Genomic DNA, 19,353 nt, shown 5'->3' on the forward strand with positions numbered 1-19,353 from the left:
CTACTGACTATCTTTTTCGAGTTTTTTCTCTACAGATTTCAATCGCTTATTCATTTCTTCAATTTTCAGAACACGTGCCGCCGTTTTACGCCATTCCCGGTTTGTCTGTAGTGGGATACCGGATGAATACACGCCAGGCTCAGTAATAGGTCGCATGACCATTGCCATACCTGTCACAGTCACGCCATCGGTAATTTCCATATGGCCATTGAACACACTGGCTCCGCCAATAAAACAATGTTTACCGACTTTCAGACTGCCTGCCATGACCGTGGCGCCTGCAACCGCAGTATTTTCACCAATGGAAACGTTATGGGCAATCTGGCACTGGTTATCAATGATAACACCATCAGCGATCAGGGTATCCTCAAGCGCACCACGATCAATAGTGGTACAAGCTCCGATCTCTACTCTGTTGCCAATACGCACTGTGCCCAGCTGAGGAATTTTTTGCCACTGGCCTTTATCGTTCGCATAGCCAAAGCCATCAGAGCCAATCACAGTCCCCGACTGGACCAGGCAGTCATCACCCAGCACAACATTGTGATAAATACTGACATTGGCCCACAGCTTAGTGCGACTGCCAAGGCGCGCACCTTTACCGACAAAGCAGCCGGGACCAACCTGAACATGATCGCCCAGCACCACACCGGATTCGATCACGGCATTATGGCCAACGGCGACGCCCTCACCCAGAACGGCGTCAGGGGCAATATACGCTGATGGCGCAATGTCTACCGCGCTGGCTGGTGTGGAATCGAGCCACTGAGCCACTTTGGCATAAGACAGATAAGGGTCTTTAACAATCAGTGCATTACCGTCGAAATATTCAGCATCAGCCGGTGTCAACATCACCGCTGTCGCCTTGCACGCTTGCAGGTGCTGACGGTATTTACTGCTGGAAAGGAAAGTGATCTGGCCGGAGCCTGCCTGGCCCAACCCTGCGATTGCTGTGACTTCAGCCGCTGCGTCACCACGCAGCTCCGCACCTAATTTTTCTGCTAATGCAGCAAGCGTCAATGCAGCCATTATTTACCTTAATATTTCGTTTTGTACGTACTGCGCCTTATTATCTGCGGAGTAAGAGACAATGCAAAGGGATAACGCAGAAACGCCCACAATTTGAACAATGTTCACATAATAATGTCATTTTGGATACCAGGAGCAAATACACCAGACGGGCCTTGATTCCCTTCCCGGTGTACTCACTCGCTAGCACTCAGTGAAACAAGCGCAGCTTATTTCACCGCTGACATCACTTTCGCAGACAGATCATCTTTAGGGTTGGCAAACAGGATTGCCTGACCATCAACGACCATATCGTAGCCTTCACGCTTAGCCACATCCTGAATCGCTGTACGCAGTTTCATGGCCAGCTTTTGCTGCTCTTCCGACGCACGACGCGCCTGATCTTCCTGCAGGGCACGCGCTTTTTGCTTGAACTGGCCATCCAGCGTCTGCAACTCATTTTGCAGTTTAGACTTGTCGCTGGCACTCATCAGCTGGCCATCACGCTTGAGCTTTTCCAGCTTGGATTTGATATTGGTTTCCAGCGAGCGCAATTCTGTTACCCGTCCCTGGAACTCGTTACGCAGCTTATCCTGCAAGTTGTAACGCTGTGCCAGTTGCGCCATGGCTTGAGCCGTAGCAACGTAGCCTACCTTCTCAGCCGCTGCCGCTGCCTGGGTATACATAGATGATGAAAGAACGACCAGGCTAAGACCGGCTGCTTTAATCCACTGTTTCAAAGGCTCTCTCCTTAAAGGGTTAGAATGTGCGTCCGATGGTAAAGGTGAAGAATTCTTCGTCATCGCCATCGTATTTCTTAAGTGGCCTCGCTACCGAGAAGACCAGAGGTCCCATTGGTGACATCCACTGCAGAGCCGCACCATATGAAGCACGGATCAGGAAAGGATCTGAATAGTCATACAGAAAATCACCATCCTGTCCGCTCAAATCGTACTCTGTGTCCCACACGTTACCGGCATCAATAAACAGGCTGGTACGGATCTGGTTCCTCGCTTCTTCAGAAGCAAACGGAGTCGGGACGATCAGCTCAACACTGGCCAGGGCGACAGCATTACCGCCCGCCGCATCATCAGAACCTGTCGCACAGCTGTTATTGCCACCTATGCTACCACCGCTGTCACAGCCACCAACGTAGACGGCTTTCGGACCCACAGTGTTGGAACGGAACCCCCGCAGGGTAGAGAAGCCACCTGCATAGAAGTTTTCATAAAACGGTAACAGCTGATCGCTGCCATTATCCGTTGTACCGTAACCATTACCATAGCCCAGCCGGCCGCGAAGCAACAGAGTAAAATCCTGTTCCTGGGTTAACGGGAAGTACTGGCGGACATCATACTGCGCTTTAAAATACTGGGCATCTGAACCCGGTACTGTCATGCGGAAGGTAGCACGCTGATGGTTACCTGCTGTCGGGAAGAAGCCACGGTTCAGGTTATTGCGGGTCCAGGACACCGACCAGTCAAAATCATCCAGCTCGATGGAAGTATTGGCCTGATCAAAGTCATGAATCTGCTTGAATTTTTCGATCTGATAATACTCTTCCGTATTCGAGATCTTGTTGTGGTCATAACCCAGGCCAAATTCAAAGAAATTCAGTTCATCGTACGGGAAACCCCAGGTCAGACTGGCACCGTAACTCTGGTTGGTATAGTCAGAAATGTTAGCGTCAGAGGCTTCAAACTCGTTGTAGTACACTTTGCCGCCCAGGCTGATACCATCCAGCGTGAAATACGGGTCGCGGTACTCAACGCTGACGTTTTTCTGGTAATCGTTCATCATGGCACTGATGCCGAAACGGTTACCGGTTCCCAGGAAGTTATCCTGCTGGATACCGGCCTGGAAAGAGACCCCGGATTCGGTACCATAGCCGACACCAAAGTTGATGTTACCGGCGTTAGCTTCTTTCACCTTGTACTGAACATCAACCTGATCTTCGGTGCCCGGAACACGCACGGTCTGGACATCAACCGATTCAAAGAAACCGGTACGGTTCAGACGTTCTTTACCGCGTTCAATCGACTTAGAGTTGAGCCAGCTGCCTTCCATCTGGCGCATTTCGCGGCGCAACACTTCGTCCTGGGTTGAGGTATTGCCAGAGAAAGCAATATTTCGCACGTAAATACGTTTACCTGGCTCAACGTTCACCAGCAGGGACACCTGCTGATTGGTATCGTCAAACTCAGGAATGGTATTCACCTGCGGGTAGGCATAGCCCAACTCGCCAAGCCGGCGTTTGATCGATTCTTCCAACCCTGTGACTTTCGCACCGTTGTAAATATCGCCCTCTTTAAAGGTGACCAGCCCGGCCAGTTCGCCCTGCGCGCCAACCAGGTTACCGCGGAATTTGACGCCCTTGACAGTATACTGCTGGCCTTCATTGATATTCAGGGTGATGTATACCCCTTTCTTATCCGGGGAGATAGACACATGGGTCGATTCAAGCTTGTATTTCAGGTAACCGTTGTTGAGGTACTGAGAACGCAGGGTTTCCAGATCGCCAGCCAGGACCTGTTTCTGATACTTTTCATCGGCCAGGAAGTTCCACCAGGGTACATCGGCCTGCAGATTGAATTTGTCGCGCAGATCTTCATCGGTAAACACGTTATTACCAATGAAATTAATTTGCTGAATTTTCGCCGATACCCCTTCGGTAAAGACAAATTTCAGGTCAGCACGATTTCGTGGCAATGGGGTCACAACGGCCTTAACACTGGCGTTGTACTTACCCACGCTGTAGTAGAAATCTTCCAGACCCTTTTCAATCTTACTCAGAGTCGTGCGATCCAGTGCTTCACCCACGCTGATTTTAGACGCGTTGAGGTTTTCCTGGAGCTGCTCGTCTTTGATTGCCTTGTTGCCAGAAAACGTAATGCTGGCAATGGTCGGGCGTTCAATGACTTTCACCACCAGAGCGTTGCCGTCACGAAAAACCTGAATATCCTCAAAATTCCCTGAAGCAAACAAGGCCTGAATCATATCCGCGACGTCACGTTCATCGACCGAATCACCAATTCTGACAGGCGTTTTCAGCAATGCAGCCCCCAAGGCTACACGCTGTAATCCCTCAAAGCGGATATCATCCACCACAAATTGTTCCGCATGTACCACACTGCTGCCAAGCAAGAGGGATGCGACTAACAGTTTCTTCATCGCCATTACTGTTCTGATTATTCCTTGCTAAAAACGCACTTATTAAAGGCGGGTAAAATCATTTATGAGCGCTACAGCCATCAAAACGACTAAAATCACAGATCCAAGACGGTAGCCAAGATCCTGTATACGCTCTGAAACAGGACGTCGTGTCACAGCTTCAATTGCAAAAAAGAGTAAATGCCCACCATCCAGCACAGGCAGCGGCAATAGGTTCACTATACCCAGGTTAACGCTAATTAAAGCCAGAAAACCCAAAAAGTACACTATGCCATAATCAGCCGTTGTTCCCGCACCTTTGGCGATAGAAATCGGGCCGCTTAAATTCTTCAGTGCCACATCCCCGGTCACCAGTTTGGTTACCATGTCAAAGGTCAGTGTCACCAGTTGCCAGGTTTTCCCGGTCGCTTCGCCAATGGCCTCAATCGGTCCATACTGGCGAACAAAGCGCTGATCTGCTGGCCACTCTGACATCACAGGTGCAAAGCCAGCGTATCCAACCCACTCGCCGCTCGGCAATTCTTTGCTAATGGGCGTCAAGGAGGCTTCTACCAGCTCGTTACCACGGCGCAGCTGAACAGTCAGCGCTTGATCCGGGCTGGAGCGAACCGCATCAACCACCTGCTGCCATTGCGTAATCGGCTGCTTGTCGATAGCGACAATCGTATCCCCTATCTCGAAGCCGGCTTTTTTGGCCGCTCCGTTATCCACCAGCTGACCAATTTCCAGCGTGATCGGCGGTGAAAACGGGGTGAGACCCAGAGTCGTCAGTATACGCTCACTTTCCGGGTCAAAAGACCAGTTACGCAAATCCAGATTGAATGTCTTTTCGTAAGATTCTTCCGACGGCACGGCTGTCAGCGTCATCTCATCATCACCAATATGGCTTATCATGGCCATATTGACGGATTCCCAATCCGGAGTTTGGATGCCGGAAACTGACTTAAGTTCCATACCGCTTTCAATACCGGCCTGGGCAGCGATGGATTGCGGCGCAACCTCTCCGATCACCGGCTTAACCGCAGGGACACCAATCAGGTACACAACCCAATAGGCAAAGATCGCAAAAACAAAGTTAGCAACAGGGCCTGCCGCCACAATGGCACTTCTTTGCCACAATGACTTGTTATTGAAAGCCTCATGGCGGCGTTCCGCCGGCACAGTGTCAACCCGCTCATCCAGCATTTTGACATAGCCGCCGAGTGGGATCATTGCCAGTATGTATTCGGTTCCTTGCTTGTCGACCCGGCGCCAAAGGGGTTTACCAAAACCAATGGAAAAACGCTCGACATACACGCCGCAACGGCGTGCAACCCAGAAATGTCCGAATTCATGCACCGCAATTAAAATGCCCAGCGCAACGAGAAAGGCACCCAAATTCCACAAAATTCCCATCATTTAGCTACCTTCTGAATCACTTGCTGCGCCAGCTGTCGTGCATCAGCATCCAACGCCATCACACACTCCAGACTCCGCGGCTCTGCCAGATTAACCCGCTCCAGCACTTGCTGGTTTACTCGCGCGATATCGGTAAAACGTATTCCGCCGGCCAGAAACTCTGCCACCGCCACCTCATTGGCCGCATTGAGCGACGTGGTTGCTGCCTGTCCACTGTAGCACGCATCTATCGCAAGCTGCAGACACGGATAGCGCGACATATCCGGCGCCATAAATGTCAGTTCGCCCGCCTGGGTGAAATCAAGCGGTTTCACACCGGCATCCACCCTTTCAGGATAGGCCATGGCAAAAGCGATTGGCGTCTGCATATCCGGCAATCCCATCTGCGCAATCACAGAACCATCTTTGTACTGTACCATAGAGTGGATGACCGACTGGGGATGAATCAGCACCTCCAGTTGCTCCCTGGCCGCATTAAACAACCAGCGTGCTTCTATGTACTCCAGCCCTTTATTCATCATAGTGGCCGAGTCGACAGAAATCTTCGGTCCCATCGACCAGTTTGGATGCGCAATGGCCATTTCCGGCGTCACTGTCTCCAGATCCCGTGGATCGGTATAGCGAAAGGGACCACCCGAGCCGGTCAGCAAAATCTTGCTGATCCCAGCCGCAGTCAGATCACAGCGCCCGGTCTGCTTTTGAACACCTAAAGGTAGACACTGATAGATAGCATTATGTTCACTGTCCACAGGTAATAATTCTGCGTCATACTTAGCAACAGCATCAATAAACATCTGGCCAGACATCACCAGGGCTTCTTTGTTGGCCAGCAGCACACGCTTGCCGGCTTTGACCGCAGACATAGTCGGCATCAATCCGGCCGCCCCCACTATGGCGGCCATCACGGTATCCACTTCATCCAGCGCGGCAATTTCGCACATGCCAGCGACACCGGTCAGCACCTGAGTGGCTAGACCGTGAGCTTTCAACTGCTCAGACAGTTCACGTGCGGCCTGCTCGCAGGCCATAGCAGCAAACTTGGGCTTCCACTGACAGCACAGTTCAAACATTTTACGGCTGTCTGTCCCGGCCGCCAGCGCGACCACTTCAAACTGATCAGGATTGTTTGCCGCTACGGCCAGTGTACTGGTGCCTACCGACCCCGTTGCTCCAAGAATGGTTAACTTACGCATACCTTCACTACTTTACGAATTCTGGCTGTTCACAGCCATAATCCTACTGTTCATTTTCAGTCAGTGTGTAAACAAGGGGTCAACACACTATCAAGGGTATCAAAATCAAAATGGGGGAAGTGGTTACCCGCTTCCCCCCGAATCAGGTCTCAGATAAGCCAGAGATAGAGCAATGCAAAAACGGGCAACGCCGCCGTCAGGCTGTCTATCCGGTCCAGAATACCACCGTGGCCGGGTAAGATCTGTCCACTGTCTTTAATTCCGGAAACACGCTTGAGCATACTTTCGGCCAGATCACCAAATACAGAGGCAATCACAGTCAGCACCACTGTCACTAACAGCGCACCGCTGTTATTAAAGGTGATGCCAAACAGTTCTGCGGTTGCCCACGCGACGACCACGGCCAGCACCACACCTCCGGCAAGCCCTTCAAGGGTTTTATTCGGGCTGACTCTGGGGGCCATTTTGTGGCGGCCAAAACGCTTACCCGCGAAATAAGCCCCGCTGTCAGCCGCCCAGACCAGCAAACACACCAACATCACCAGCTTGGCACCCAGATAGGGGGCTTCGGCATAGTTAACAGCACGCAGCATGACGACGCCCCAGAAAAAGGGGATCAACGTCAGTAAGCCGAAAAGGTAGCGAAGCGTGGTTGAACCAACCCAGAAGCCAGATTGGTTCGGATAGGTCACGACCAGCAAACAGGCAAACAACCACCAGGCGCCACCTGCGGCTAACATGATGTGATGGGGAAATTGTAAATGACCCAATTCGATGGCATCAGCAGGGAGGGCCAGAAACGACGCCAGTAAGACTAATACAGGGGGTACCATTGCCAGCAGGCGTGAACGGGTATTTACAAACTGGGTCCATTCCCAGAAGCCAGCCAGGGTGATACCTGCGATAGCCAACATAAAACCCGAAAAAGGGAGCAGGAAGATGCCGGCTACCACCAGTGGTGCCAGAACCAATGCAGTCAAAATTCGTTGCTTAAGCAAGCTTGTTCCTCTCGTTATTATTTATCGTTGTCGCTTCTCAGCAATATCTTGCTTGGCAGCAATCCAACAAGCCACGAGCTTGTTTTCAGAATGGCAGCGGGGTTCCATTTTCCACGCTACCATCTTGGTGTTACTGAGCTTTCAGTAACTTTTTTATTTGTTCACCCGTACAACCGAAACGACGCTCCCGATCCATAAACCAGGCAATGGCATCGGCTAAGGTATTTTCATCAAAATCAGGCCAGAGTTGCGGTGTGAAATACAACTCGGCATAGGCGGTCTGCCACAGCATGAAGTTACTGATCCGGCATTCGCCACTGGTACGGATAAGAAGATCGACATCAGGCAAGCCACTGGTGGATAAGCGGGCAGCCAGCATGTCTTCAGTGATATCGTCCGGGGTCAGCCCCTGCTCGGCCACTTCCCGGGCAAGAGCCTGGGTGGCCTGAAGAATATCCCATTGCCCGCCATAATTCGCCGCCACGTTCAGAACCATGCCGGTGTTGGCAGCAGTTAAGGTTTCGGCTGCCGTGATTTTGTCCTGAAGACGCTGGCTGAAGCGGCTGGTGTCGCCAATAATTTTAAGACGGATGTTATTTTTGTGCAGACGCTTCACTTCCCGGCCAAGAACGGTCAGAAAGAGTTCCATCAATAAAGACACTTCATCTTCCGGGCGGCGCCAGTTTTCACTGCTGAATGCAAACAGAGTCACTACCTGGATACCAAGACGGCTCGCAGCAGAGACAGTTTTACGTACGGCTTCTACACCGGCTTTATGGCCAAACACCCGCGCTTTACCCTTCGCCTTAGCCCAGCGCCCGTTACCATCCATAATGATAGCCACGTGCTTGGGCAGGTTCTGGGTGTACCATTCAGTGCTGCTTGTATGCTCTGTCATACTTTTCCCTCAACAAAAAAGCGCCGTGCTGCACGCACAGCGCTTTAGAGCTTATCAAGCCAGAGTCAATAATAAGTAAGGAGAACCTTATACTTCCATCAACTCTTTTTCTTTCGCTTCCAAAATGGTATCGATCTTCTTCACGGCGGCATCAGTCAGCTTCTGAATGTCATCCTGAGCACGACGATCATCGTCTTCTGAAATTTCTTTATCTTTCAGCAGCGCCTTCACTTCCGCGTTAGCATCACGACGGATATTACGAATGGCGACACGGCCTTGTTCAGCTTCAGCGCGAACAACCTTCACCAGGTCTTTACGACGCTCTTCCGTCAATGCTGGCAGTGGAACCCGGATAACCGTACCCGCAGAGGATGGGTTCAGACCCAGATCCGACATCATGATCGCCTTTTCAATTTTAGGCGTCAGTTCCTTGTCGAATACCGTAATGGCCAGAGTACGGGCATCTTCAGCGATGACGTTCGCTACTTGACGCAGCGGTGTGTTGGATCCGTAGTAGTCAACCTGAATACCATCTAGCAAACTTGGATGTGCACGACCAGTACGCACTTTTGCCAGCTGAGATTTCAGTGCTTCAACACTTTTGTCCATGCGCGTTTGCGCATCAGTTTTAATATCGTTAATCACGTTTGTACCCTTGAATAGTCGGTCTTAGCAGGAAGCTGTTTTCCTACCCTATCAATATGTTACGCCCTTACTCGCTATGAGCGATCAAGGTACCTTCCGGCTCGCCCATCACAACTTTACGCAGTGCGCCAGGTTTATTCATGTTGAACACACGAATTGGCATACCGTGGTCACGAGCCAGTGTAAAGGCGGCGAGATCCATGACTTTCAGCTCTTGTTCCAGAACGTCCTGATAACCTAGCTTATCATAAAGAACCGCTTCTGGGTTTTTAACTGGATCGTCGCTGTAGACACCGTCCACTTTTGTGGCTTTCAGCACAACATCAGCTTCAATTTCAATACCGCGCAGACATGCTGCTGAATCTGTTGTAAAGAAAGGATTACCTGTACCGGCAGAGAAAATAACGACCCGGCCCTGGCGAAGCTGGCTGATAGCTTCTGCCCAGTTATAGCTGTCACAGACACCATTCAGCGGAATGGCTGACATTACTTTCGCGTTCACATAGGCACGGTGCAGCGCGTCACGCATGGCAAGGCCATTCATCACTGTCGCCAGCATACCCATGTGATCGCCCACAACTCGGTTCATACCCGCAGCAGCCAGACCTGCACCACGGAACAGGTTACCACCACCGATAACCAGACCAACTTGTACGCCCAGTTCTACCAGTTCTTTGATTTCCTGAGCCATGCGGTCAAGCACATGTGCATCAATACCAAAACCTTCGTCGCCCTGCAGCGCTTCGCCACTCAGTTTCAGCAGGATCCGTTGATAAGTCGGTTTAGGATTCGTGGTCATTTATTGTACCTTCCAGGCTTACTATAGAGATATGGAGTTGTAAAAAGACCGCAGCCTTGGCCACGGTCTTCTATAAGCAATTTGCGAAAGATTAACCTTTCTGCGCCAGAGCAACTTCTTCAGCGAAGCTCAGGCCTTCTGCTTTCTCAATACCTTCACCTACTTCCAGGCGAATAAAGGTAGAAACAGAAGCACCGTTTTCTTTCAGTACGTCACCGACAGATTTCTTAGGCTCCATGATGAAAGGCTGACCAGTCAGAGAGACTTCGCCAGTGAACTTCTTCATACGGCCTTCAACCATCTTCTCAGCGATTTCTTGAGGCTTGCCTTCGTTCATGGCGATTTCAACCTGAACTTCACGCTCTTTAGCAACAACTTCAGCTGGTACGTCTTCTGGGTTCACGTACTCTGGGCGTGAAGCTGCAACGTGCATTGCAATGTGCTTCAGGGTTTCGTCTTCGCCGTTACCAGCAACAACAACACCGATACGGTCGCCGTGACGGTAAGAAGCCACTTTCTCACCTTCGATGTAAGCAACACGACGGATAGAGATGTTCTCACCAATTTTAGTAACCAGTGCGATACGTTGTTCTTCGAATTGTGCTTGCAGTTCAGCAACATCAGCTTTGCTCGCCAGTGCTGCATCAGCAACTTCGTTCGCGAACGTCAGGAAGTTACTGTCTTTAGCAACGAAATCAGTCTGGCAGTTAACTTCAACCAGAGCCGCTACGCTGTCGTTGTTCTTGATGATGATAGAACCTTCAGCAGCGATGTTACCTGCTTTCTTAGCCGCTTTTGCAGCGCCGCTCTTACGCATGTTCTCGATGGCCAGCTCGATATCAGCATTTGCTTCAACCAGTGCTTTTTTACATTCCATCATACCTGCGCCAGTACGCTCACGCAGTTCTTTAACCAGGGCAGCTGTAACTGTTGCCATTGTTATATCCTCAGTTTTCAAATCTTGGTGTAAAAATCAGGGGCCTGTAAACGGCCCCTGTTAACCATACTTAGTTTACACAAGGTAACTTAAGATGCTCAAAGGAGCGACTGATTACTCAGCTTCTACGAAACCGTCTTGCTCAGCCTGAACAGCGATGTCCTGGTTACGAGCTTCAGTAACAGTAGTTGCAACAGCACCTGTGTACAGCTGGATAGCACGGATTGCGTCATCGTTACCTGGGATAACGTAATCTACGCCGTCTGGGTTAGAGTTAGTATCTACGATAGAGAATACAGGGATACCCAGGTTGTTCGCTTCTTTGATAGCAATGTGCTCGTGATCAGCATCGATAACGAACATAGCGTCTGGCAGACCGCCCATGTTCTTGATACCGCCCAGAGATTTCTCCAGTTTTTCCATTTCACGAGTACGCATCAGCGCTTCTTTCTTAGTCAGCTTGTCGAAAGTACCATCGGTAGACTGAGTCTCCAGATCTTTCAGACGCTTGATTGACTGACGAACAGTTTTCCAGTTAGTCAGCATACCGCCCAACCAACGGTTGTTCACGTAGTACTGATCACAGCTGTTTGCCGCGTCTTTGATAGATTCGCTTGCAGCACGCTTAGTACCAACGAACAGGATTTTACCTTTGCGAGCAGCGATCTTGTTGATTTCTGCCAGCGCTTCGTTGAACATTGGTACAGTTTTTTCAAGGTTGATGATGTGTACACGGTTACGAGCACCGAAGATGAATGGCTTCATCTTAGGGTTCCAGTAACGGGTTTGGTGACCAAAGTGTACACCAGCCTTCAGCATGTCGCGCATTGATACAGTTGCCATTGAATATTCCTCAATTGGGGTTAGGCGTCCACATATCCCATGCTACCGACCCTTGACCTTGTTACGGCCGACTTACTCATAAGCCTTGGGCACCCCGGAGCACGTGTCGATATGTGTGAGTGATTAAATAAAATAATGTTTTCGCAATCTGACCTGCCGCACTGACTTTCGCCAATGCACAATATGCCAAATTACGGCGCGCTTTATACCATATTTAGACCGCAAAAATCCAGTCAAAATCTTCTGCGCAGACCAAAGTCAGTTTTCATCCTCCGCTCTCGCTGATACCATATAAAGTATAGAGACTGACAGAGCAGAGAAGTTTGCATGAGCATTAAGATCAAGACGGCTGAAGAAATTGAAAAGATGCGCGTGGCCGGCCAGTTGGCCGCCGACGTACTGGAAATGATTGAGCCGTATGTAAAACCTGGCGTATCCACTGAAGAACTGAACCGGATTTGTCATGAGTACATCACCGAAACCCAGGGTGCGATCCCGGCTCCGCTGAACTATCACGGTTTCCCTAAATCCATCTGTACCTCAATCAACCATGTGGTGTGCCACGGCATTCCCAGTGAACAAGACGTATTGCAAGATGGCGATATCATCAACATTGATATCACGGTAATCAAAGATGGCTACCACGGCGATACCTCTAAAATGTTCGAAGTGGGCGAGGTCTCACTGGAAGACAAGCGCCTGTGCCGTGTCGCGCAGGAAAGCCTTTACCAGGCCATTAAAAAAGTGAAGCCTGGCACCAAGCTGGGCGAGATTGGCACCACAATCCAGAAGTTTGTGAAAAACGGCAACAGCCGTTTCACCATTGTCAGAGACTACTGTGGCCACGGCATCGGTGATGAATTCCATGAAGAGCCACAAGTGGTCCATTACAAAAACGCCGACCGCACGGTACTCAAAGCGGGCATGTGTTTCACCATCGAGCCAATGATCAATGCCGGTAAATTCGGCTGCCTGCTTGATGATGAGGACGGCTGGACGGTATACACAGTCGACGGCAAAAAATCGGCGCAATGGGAACACACACTGCTGGTCACCGATAACGGCTGTGAAATCCTGACACTGCGTAAAGAAGAAAGCCTGCCACGGGTAATGAAAAACGCCTGATCCACGGGTCAATACGACTGACCATTGACTCAAAGCCAGCACATTGCTGGCTTTTTTGTTGCTGTAATTCAGGCTAGAGTAAAGAGACGACAGTTTTCCCCAGCCACCAGCAAAAGCTCGGGGAAAAGGCTTATTTGCCCGTCACTGATACCTCAACATGGCATGGACAGCAATGACACAGACTCAATCCGAACCTCACGCCCCAATCAGCTGCGAAGACACAGGTCAGCTTCTTACCGTGCTCAAGGAAGAGCTGGAGCAATTCAACGAGCAGCAGCAGTTGCTGTTCTCCCAGCATGTTCCTGTGACTGAGCTGGTCGAAGCCAGAGCCGGCTGTATAGACCGGCTGCTTCGCCATCTCTGGCCCCTGTTCGGACTCGATAAGCGCGACGATCTCTCGCTGGTCGCGGTCGGCGGATACGGCCGCGGCGAGCTGCATCCCTTGTCTGACGTTGACATCCTGCTGCTCAGTGCCACACCGCTCGATAACCACACGGGAAAACAAATCAGTGAATTTCTGACCTTATTGTGGGATCTCAAGCTGGAAGTGGGTCACAGCGTCCGTACCGTTGAAGAGTGTATCAATATCGGGCTGGAAGATTTGACCGTGGCCACCAATCTTCAGGAAGCCCGCCTGCTGTGCGGCAGCGAAGACAGCTTTATGCAGTTACAGGATCAGGTCAATTCCGGCAAGTTCTGGCCCAGCGAAGCCTTCTACCGTGCCAAAGTCGAAGAGCAGCGCATCCGCCATGCCCGCTATCACGACACCACCTATAACCTGGAGCCGGATATCAAATCCAGCCCCGGCGGACTGCGTGATATTCACACCTTAAGCTGGGTCGCCCGCCGGCATTTCGGTGCGACCAATCTGCTGGAGATGAGCCGCTTTGGTTTTTTGACCGATGCCGAGTACCGTGAACTGTATGAGTGCCAGGCCTCGTTGTGGCGTATCCGTTTTGCCCTGCATTGTGAGCTCAAACGCTACGACAACCGGCTGACCTTCGAGCATCAGGCTTCCGTCGCGCAAAAACTGGGCTATCAAGGGGAAGGCAACAAACCGGTCGAAATGATGATGAAAGAGTTCTACCGCACCCTCAGGCGTGTGGCCGAACTCAATAAAATGCTGCTGCAGCTGTTTGATCAGGCGATACTGAAAAACGGCGACGAGCTGGCGATCGTCGATCTGGACGAAGACTTCCGCCTGGTCGGCAACCTCATCGAAGCCAGGAAGCCGGCCTTATTTCAGGCCCGCCCGGAAACCATTCTCGACATGTTTCTGCATATTGCCGGCAATTCAGAGATAGAAGGCATTTCAGCCCCCACGCTGCGCCAGTTACGCACCGCACGCCGGCGCCTGAACCGCTTTTTGGTCGATATTCCGGCCGCCCGCGAGAAATTCATGGAGCTGGTGCGCCAGCCAAACGCCCTGAACAAAGCTTTTCGCCTGATGCACCGCCACGGCGTGCTTGCGGCCTATCTTCCGCAATGGAGCCAGATTGTGGGGCAAATGCAGTTTGACCTGTTCCACGTTTACACCGTGGATGAGCACAGTGTCCGCCTGCTCAAACACATGAACAAATTCAGTGACCCGGCCAACCGGGAGCTGCACCCTATCTGCTGTGAAGTGTATCCGCGAATTCAGAAAAAAGAATTGCTGATACTGGCGGCAATTTTCCACGACATCGCCAAAGGGCGAGGCGGCGACCATTCCGAGCTGGGGGCAGACGACGCCTACCGGTTCTGCCTTGAGCATGGCCTGTCGCGCCCGGAGGCCAATCTGGTCACCTGGCTGGTCAAAAACCACCTGCTGATGTCAGTCACCGCCCAGCGCAGGGACATCTATGACCCGGATGTGATCACTGAATTTGCCAAGACGGTGCGCGATGAAGAGCGGTTGGATTATCTGATTTGCCTGACAGTGGCAGATATCTGCGCCACCAATCAGGAGCTGTGGAACAGCTGGAAACGCACCCTGCTGGCCGAGCTGTATTACTCCAGCCAAAAAGCGCTGCGCCGCGGCCTGGAAAACCCGCCTGATGTCCGCGAACGTATTCGCCACAACCAGCAGATGGCCTCTGCCCTGCTGCGCAGCCAGGGCTTCAGCCAGCGTGAAGTCGAGGTGCTCTGGCAACGCTTTAAAGCCGACTATTTTCTGCGTCACACCCACCAGCAGATAGCCTGGCATGCTGAAGCCCTGCTGAAACACGAGAACCCGGATGAGCCGCTGATCCTGATCAGCAAAAAGCCGACCCGTGGCGGGACCGAAGTGTTCGTTTACAGCCGCGACAAAGCCAAGCTGTTTGCCATTGTTGTGGCCGAACTGGATAAGAAAAACCTCAGCGTTCATGATGCACAAATCATGACCAGTAAAGATGGCTACACCTTAGATACCTTCATGGTGCTCGATCCAAACGGCGATCCCCTGACGGACAACCGCCGGGCCACGGTCCGGGACGATCTTATCCATGCTCTGGACACTATGGTTTCGGTGCGGCGCAATAAACGTCCGCCGCGCAAACTGCGCCATTTCAACGTCAAAACCCAGGTCGATTTTCTGCCAACCAAAACCGGCAAAAAGACCATGATGGAACTGGTGGCGCTGGACATGCCGGGACTGCTGGCCCGGATAGGTTCAGTGTTTGCCGATCAGAATGTCAGTCTGCAGGCCGCCAAGATCACAACCATAGGGGAGCGGGCGGAAGACTTTTTCATTCTGGTCAACGAAGAGGGTCAGCAACTGAGCGCCGAGCAGGAATCGGCGCTCAAAACCGCACTGATTGAACGCATTGACGACGCGGCCTAGTCAAACCCGCCAGCCCGTCAGCCAAACATGACGGGCTGTTGCGAATCCTTGACGCAGATTCTGCGCCGCGTACAAGATTTACCCCACATTAATTGCTAGAGTAGCAACAAACTGCCTCTATCAACGCCAGGTAATACCACTTTCGTGGCATATTGTTGTACTGAGCGCAGACGGTTTATTGACTGAAACAACACGAGGCCGCCATGTACCCCAACCTTACCAGCCTGGGCATAGAACACCCTGAACGCATTGAAAGTTATAGTCTGCGCCAGGAAGCCGCGAATGACATTCTGAAAATCTACTTCGCCAAAGGAAAAGGAGAACTTTTTGCCAAAAGCATGAAGTTCAAATTTCAACGCCAGTCCAAATCTGTCATCGTGAACAGCGGCAACCGTGAAGCCAAGGAAGTCTCGGAGATTAATCGCAAGCTGACTTTTGTCACCGACGAGTTAGATAAGATCACGAAAAAGCGCCACACCGATGTCGACATCAAGAAAAAAATTCTGGACGATTTACGCCATCTGGAACAGGTGGTCAGCCATAAAATTGCCGAGATCGAATCCGATCTGGCAAAACTGAAGTGACTAGCGGTAAGAAGTAAGAAAGTAAGAAAGAAAGCAGAAATCGGGCACCTGCCAAGGTGCCCTTTTGGCATCCCGCTATCTGTCAGTCACCGGCATTAGAGCACTTTTTTCATAAAGTCCTGCAGCCAGGGCAGCGCGGCTTCCGCCGGATCAAAATTGACGCAGGCATCAATATCCAGACGCGCCGTCACCGGCTTGGCCTGCAGTTCCTGAAGTAAGGCGTCAAACTGCCGTCCGCCACCACAGTATCTGTCCTCACCGTAACTGGAATCTCCCATCGCTATCACGCCATAGTTGAGCGCCGGCATCAGCGGAAACTGATCATTCAGCGCCAGATACAGCGGTAACAGGTTTTCAGGGATCTCCCCCTGTCCTGTGGTGGAAGTAATCACCAGCGCGACCTGATCCCGGTAAGCCAGAAAATCATCCAGACTGGGATCTGTGAACAGTTCCGCATCGTGGCCATTGGTTTTCAGCTCGCTGACGACTTCTTCTGCGACTTCCTCTGCCCCGCCAAACACGGAGCCCACAAATACACCAATAGTTGCCATCACAGTCACACCTCACTCCCTGTTTAAATTTCAATGACCTGAGATTACTCTGACTCCTGTGCCGGTCAGATGCAAATCCCGAAACCCAATTGCGCGATCCTGCAATCAAAAACGGTGATTTTATCCGTCCAGATAAGACAGCGGCCACTGGAAGGCCTGCATCACCCCCTGCCAGCTCTGATCCACCGATGCACGGATCGTTATCGGCAGACCGGTTACCGGATGGATAAATTGCAGCGCAGAAGCATGCAGCATCAGTCGGTGACAGTCATAGTGCTCTCTGAACATACGGTTATGCCGGCCATCGCCATGGTTCACATCACCAATGATATGATGACTGAGATGATGCATGTGCCGGCGCAACTGGTGTTTGCGGCCAGTTTCCGGTTTCATTTCAACCAGGGTATAACGGCTGGTTGCATAACGGCCGACAGGGATCGGGGTTTCCACTCTGGCGAGCGGACGATACGCTGTGACGGCTTCCTGCGGCGCTTTGTCCTGCAAGGCCCGCTTGTCGCTCATCTTATCCAGCTCTTCTTTCAGTGGATAATCCAGCACAGCCGCTTCTTTCACCCAGCCCCGTACCACAGCATGATAGGTTTTCTTCACCTCCCGGCCCGCAAATTTTGGCATCATCTCAGCGGCCATCTCGCTTGAGAGCGCAAATAGCAGTACGCCTGAGGTCGGCTTATCGAGCCGGTGCAAGGGAAACACATGCTGTCCGCCGAGCTGATCCCGCAGGGTCTGCATTACAAACCGGGTTTCGTGGCGATCGAGCCAGGAGCGGTGCACCAGCATGCCGGCCGGTTTGTTAACGGCCACCAGATAGTCATCCTGATACAGGATCTCAAGTTCAGTGTTGAGCTCTGTCATTGATTCGCGCCACCCAGCCAGTGATCCAGTTCAGCAATCAGCGGTAACACAGCGGCCAGTTCAGGTTCCAGTCTGGCTGACTCTTCAGCATAGGGGGAGATATTGAATTGGGTCGGCAACATCAGCCTTTCCTCGACCAGATGATACATACGGGGCAGAAAAATCCATTGCAGCCATTCTGCACATGTCAGCGTATCAATGGCGAATGGCTCAGTGCTGGCCAGCGCTTCCTCACTGGGCGGACTGTGCTGCCACAGTCCTTGCGCACGTAACTGCTGTTCTAACCGCACCAGCAAACGGGTGGTTTTTTCGTAACAATCCAATGCTGTACTCCTGGATCAACATAACTAGCCTGATGGCTGAGGGTGAGCTCAGCCGGACAACTGGCGCGCAAGGATACCATCTTCACGCTCAACTCCCTATAATGCGCCACCATAAGCCGTCAAACTCTAGGAGCCCTGTAGCATGCCCATGGATAAATTTCACACCCTGACCCAACTGTTGGACAATGCCGGATGCCAGTATAAGATTTTCGATCTGGGCCGCCGGGTCTGTGAAATCGAGCGAGCCACATTCAAAGCGGTTGAAGATAACCGCCAGCCTTATCCATGGCCGTTACAGCAGCATGCTCACCTGTCGATTTCCTTCTGGCAGCAGGGTAATCCGCCCTGGATCTGGTTTCTCAAGCTGCCGCTGGATGAGCGGGGCTTGCTCAAACAGGCTGCTGTCGGTGATTTCATTAAGTATGTCATCGAAGCCATGGGCGCCACACTCAATGCGGTGCCAACAGAAGAAGAGCAGGAGAAGCTGGCGGCCAACCCGTACACCTTCAAACCGAAAGACGACAAAATGGCGATCTTCCACGCCCATCTGCGTCAGCAACTGGCGTTGCCAGCCAGCCAGTATTACGAACATGCCCAGGTCTACCTCAGCGGTAAACTGGATTGGGCGCAATGGCAGGGCGTCGGCTTACAGGGACTGGCCGATATCTGCGCCCGCATGAAGCAGGAAAATAACGCGACCTACCTGCGCAAGGCGCTGCAGAATCTCCCCATGACGCCGCTGTACGCGCTGCTGGGCTGTCTGGAACACTGTGAGCTGCCAGCGGCGCTGTCTGAGCGTCTGGAAGAACGTATTCAAGGCGAGCTGACGGCACAGCAAACCGACATCTTCCTGTTGTCTGCCTTACTGCGCGCCATGTCAGGTGCCGAGACGGCTATGCTGAACCGGGCGCTTCAGGCCATACTGGCAACACCTGAACTCTGCCACCCTGAAATGCTGGTCGCCATTGCCGGCCGGTGCTGGAAAGGCTTAGCTGACACTGATTCAGCCAGTCAGTTTTTGCTGCGCCTGGCCCAGACTCAGGATCAGAATTTGTTCAACCAGCTGTTTGCCGATCTGGTGATGCTGCCAGCACTGCGCGGCACTATGCTGCAGGTGCTGCACAGTTCAGCCAATGCCGAGCTGACCGAGGCCATTACCCGGTTGCAACAAGCCACTCGCGGCCAATAACAAATGAAACGGAAC

18 protein-coding genes are annotated in these 19,353 nt (G+C 51.9%); 4 read left to right on the forward strand and 14 right to left on the reverse strand.

What is annotated here, in order from left to right; genetic code table 11:
- From lpxD to rpsB, 11 genes are all read right to left on the reverse strand, one after another.
- A complete protein-coding gene (gene lpxD, locus P0Y67_RS09615; RefSeq protein ID WP_342391702.1) occupies nt 1-1,029 on the reverse strand; it encodes a UDP-3-O-(3-hydroxymyristoyl)glucosamine N-acyltransferase in 1,029 nt (342 codons plus the stop codon).
- A 209-nt stretch (nt 1,030-1,238) separates the two neighbouring features.
- A complete protein-coding gene (locus tag P0Y67_RS09620; protein ID WP_192017580.1) occupies nt 1,239-1,748 on the reverse strand; it encodes an OmpH family outer membrane protein in 510 nt (169 codons plus the stop codon).
- A 19-nt stretch (nt 1,749-1,767) separates the two neighbouring features.
- Nucleotides 1,768-4,185 carry an outer membrane protein assembly factor BamA gene (gene bamA / locus P0Y67_RS09625; RefSeq protein ID WP_342391703.1) on the reverse strand — a complete coding sequence of 806 codons (2,418 nt, stop codon included), beginning with the start codon at nt 4,183-4,185 and terminating at the stop codon, nt 1,768-1,770.
- Between the two features lie 36 nt (nt 4,186-4,221).
- Nucleotides 4,222-5,577: a sigma E protease regulator RseP gene (rseP, locus tag P0Y67_RS09630; protein ID WP_342391704.1), complete on the reverse strand. Its 1,356-nt coding sequence runs from the start codon at nt 5,575-5,577 to the stop codon at nt 4,222-4,224.
- Nucleotides 5,574-6,770: a 1-deoxy-D-xylulose-5-phosphate reductoisomerase gene (ispC, locus tag P0Y67_RS09635; RefSeq protein ID WP_342391705.1), complete on the reverse strand. Its 1,197-nt coding sequence runs from the start codon at nt 6,768-6,770 to the stop codon at nt 5,574-5,576. The genes rseP and ispC overlap by 4 nt, the downstream gene beginning before the upstream one ends.
- A 149-nt stretch (nt 6,771-6,919) precedes the next feature.
- Complete coding sequence (locus tag P0Y67_RS09640; RefSeq protein ID WP_342391706.1) at nt 6,920-7,768, reverse strand: phosphatidate cytidylyltransferase; 849 nt, start codon at nt 7,766-7,768, stop codon at nt 6,920-6,922.
- Nucleotides 7,769-7,898: 130 nt separating this feature from the next.
- On the reverse strand, nt 7,899-8,666 hold the full coding sequence (locus P0Y67_RS09645; RefSeq protein WP_036759066.1) for an isoprenyl transferase: 768 nt from the start codon (nt 8,664-8,666) through the stop codon (nt 7,899-7,901).
- Nucleotides 8,667-8,753: 87 nt separating this feature from the next.
- The gene (frr, locus tag P0Y67_RS09650; protein ID WP_342391707.1) at nt 8,754-9,311 is read right to left on the reverse strand and encodes a ribosome recycling factor; all 558 of its coding nucleotides are present in this window, start codon (nt 9,309-9,311) and stop codon (nt 8,754-8,756) included.
- Nucleotides 9,312-9,378: 67 nt separating this feature from the next.
- Nucleotides 9,379-10,110: a UMP kinase gene (gene pyrH / locus P0Y67_RS09655; protein WP_027251665.1), complete on the reverse strand. Its 732-nt coding sequence runs from the start codon at nt 10,108-10,110 to the stop codon at nt 9,379-9,381.
- Between the two features lie 91 nt (nt 10,111-10,201).
- Entirely contained in the window at nt 10,202-11,047 is an 846-nt protein-coding gene (tsf, locus tag P0Y67_RS09660) for a translation elongation factor Ts (RefSeq protein ID WP_342391708.1), read from the reverse strand.
- A 114-nt stretch (nt 11,048-11,161) separates the two neighbouring features.
- Nucleotides 11,162-11,890: a 30S ribosomal protein S2 gene (rpsB, locus tag P0Y67_RS09665; protein WP_337112919.1), complete on the reverse strand. Its 729-nt coding sequence runs from the start codon at nt 11,888-11,890 to the stop codon at nt 11,162-11,164.
- A 327-nt stretch (nt 11,891-12,217) separates the two neighbouring features.
- Here rpsB and map point away from each other — a divergent pair, with 327 nt between their 5' ends.
- From map to P0Y67_RS09680, 3 genes are all read left to right on the forward strand, one after another.
- Nucleotides 12,218-13,015, forward strand: coding sequence for a type I methionyl aminopeptidase (map, locus tag P0Y67_RS09670; protein ID WP_337112918.1), 798 nt, complete (start codon nt 12,218-12,220; stop codon nt 13,013-13,015).
- Nucleotides 13,016-13,187: 172 nt separating this feature from the next.
- The gene (glnD, locus tag P0Y67_RS09675; RefSeq protein ID WP_342391709.1) at nt 13,188-15,818 is read left to right on the forward strand and encodes a bifunctional uridylyltransferase/uridylyl-removing protein GlnD; all 2,631 of its coding nucleotides are present in this window, start codon (nt 13,188-13,190) and stop codon (nt 15,816-15,818) included.
- Between the two features lie 203 nt (nt 15,819-16,021).
- Nucleotides 16,022-16,402, forward strand: coding sequence for a DUF3461 family protein (locus P0Y67_RS09680; RefSeq protein ID WP_027251660.1), 381 nt, complete (start codon nt 16,022-16,024; stop codon nt 16,400-16,402).
- A gap of 95 nt (nt 16,403-16,497) precedes the next feature.
- Here P0Y67_RS09680 and P0Y67_RS09685 read toward each other — a convergent pair whose 3' ends face one another.
- The 3 genes from P0Y67_RS09685 to P0Y67_RS09695 all read right to left on the reverse strand — a co-directional run bounded on the left by P0Y67_RS09685 (nt 16,498) and on the right by P0Y67_RS09695 (nt 18,149).
- Nucleotides 16,498-16,953, reverse strand: a complete 456-nt coding sequence (locus tag P0Y67_RS09685; RefSeq protein WP_342391710.1) for a flavodoxin — start codon at nt 16,951-16,953, stop codon at nt 16,498-16,500.
- A 120-nt stretch (nt 16,954-17,073) separates the two neighbouring features.
- Nucleotides 17,074-17,826: a tRNA pseudouridine(65) synthase TruC gene (gene truC / locus P0Y67_RS09690; RefSeq protein WP_342391711.1), complete on the reverse strand. Its 753-nt coding sequence runs from the start codon at nt 17,824-17,826 to the stop codon at nt 17,074-17,076.
- Entirely contained in the window at nt 17,823-18,149 is a 327-nt protein-coding gene (locus P0Y67_RS09695) for a YqcC family protein (protein ID WP_342391712.1), read from the reverse strand. The genes truC and P0Y67_RS09695 overlap by 4 nt, the downstream gene beginning before the upstream one ends.
- 148 nt (nt 18,150-18,297) lie before the next feature.
- On the opposite strand from P0Y67_RS09695, the gene P0Y67_RS09700 reads away from it, so the two are divergent.
- Nucleotides 18,298-19,338: a DUF3549 family protein gene (locus tag P0Y67_RS09700; protein WP_342391713.1), complete on the forward strand. Its 1,041-nt coding sequence runs from the start codon at nt 18,298-18,300 to the stop codon at nt 19,336-19,338.
- Nucleotides 19,339-19,353: the final 15 nt, after the last annotated feature.

This window comes from Photobacterium sp. SP02 (assembly GCF_038519165.1).
GTDB classification, from domain to species: Bacteria; Pseudomonadota; Gammaproteobacteria; order Enterobacterales; family Vibrionaceae; genus Photobacterium; species Photobacterium halotolerans.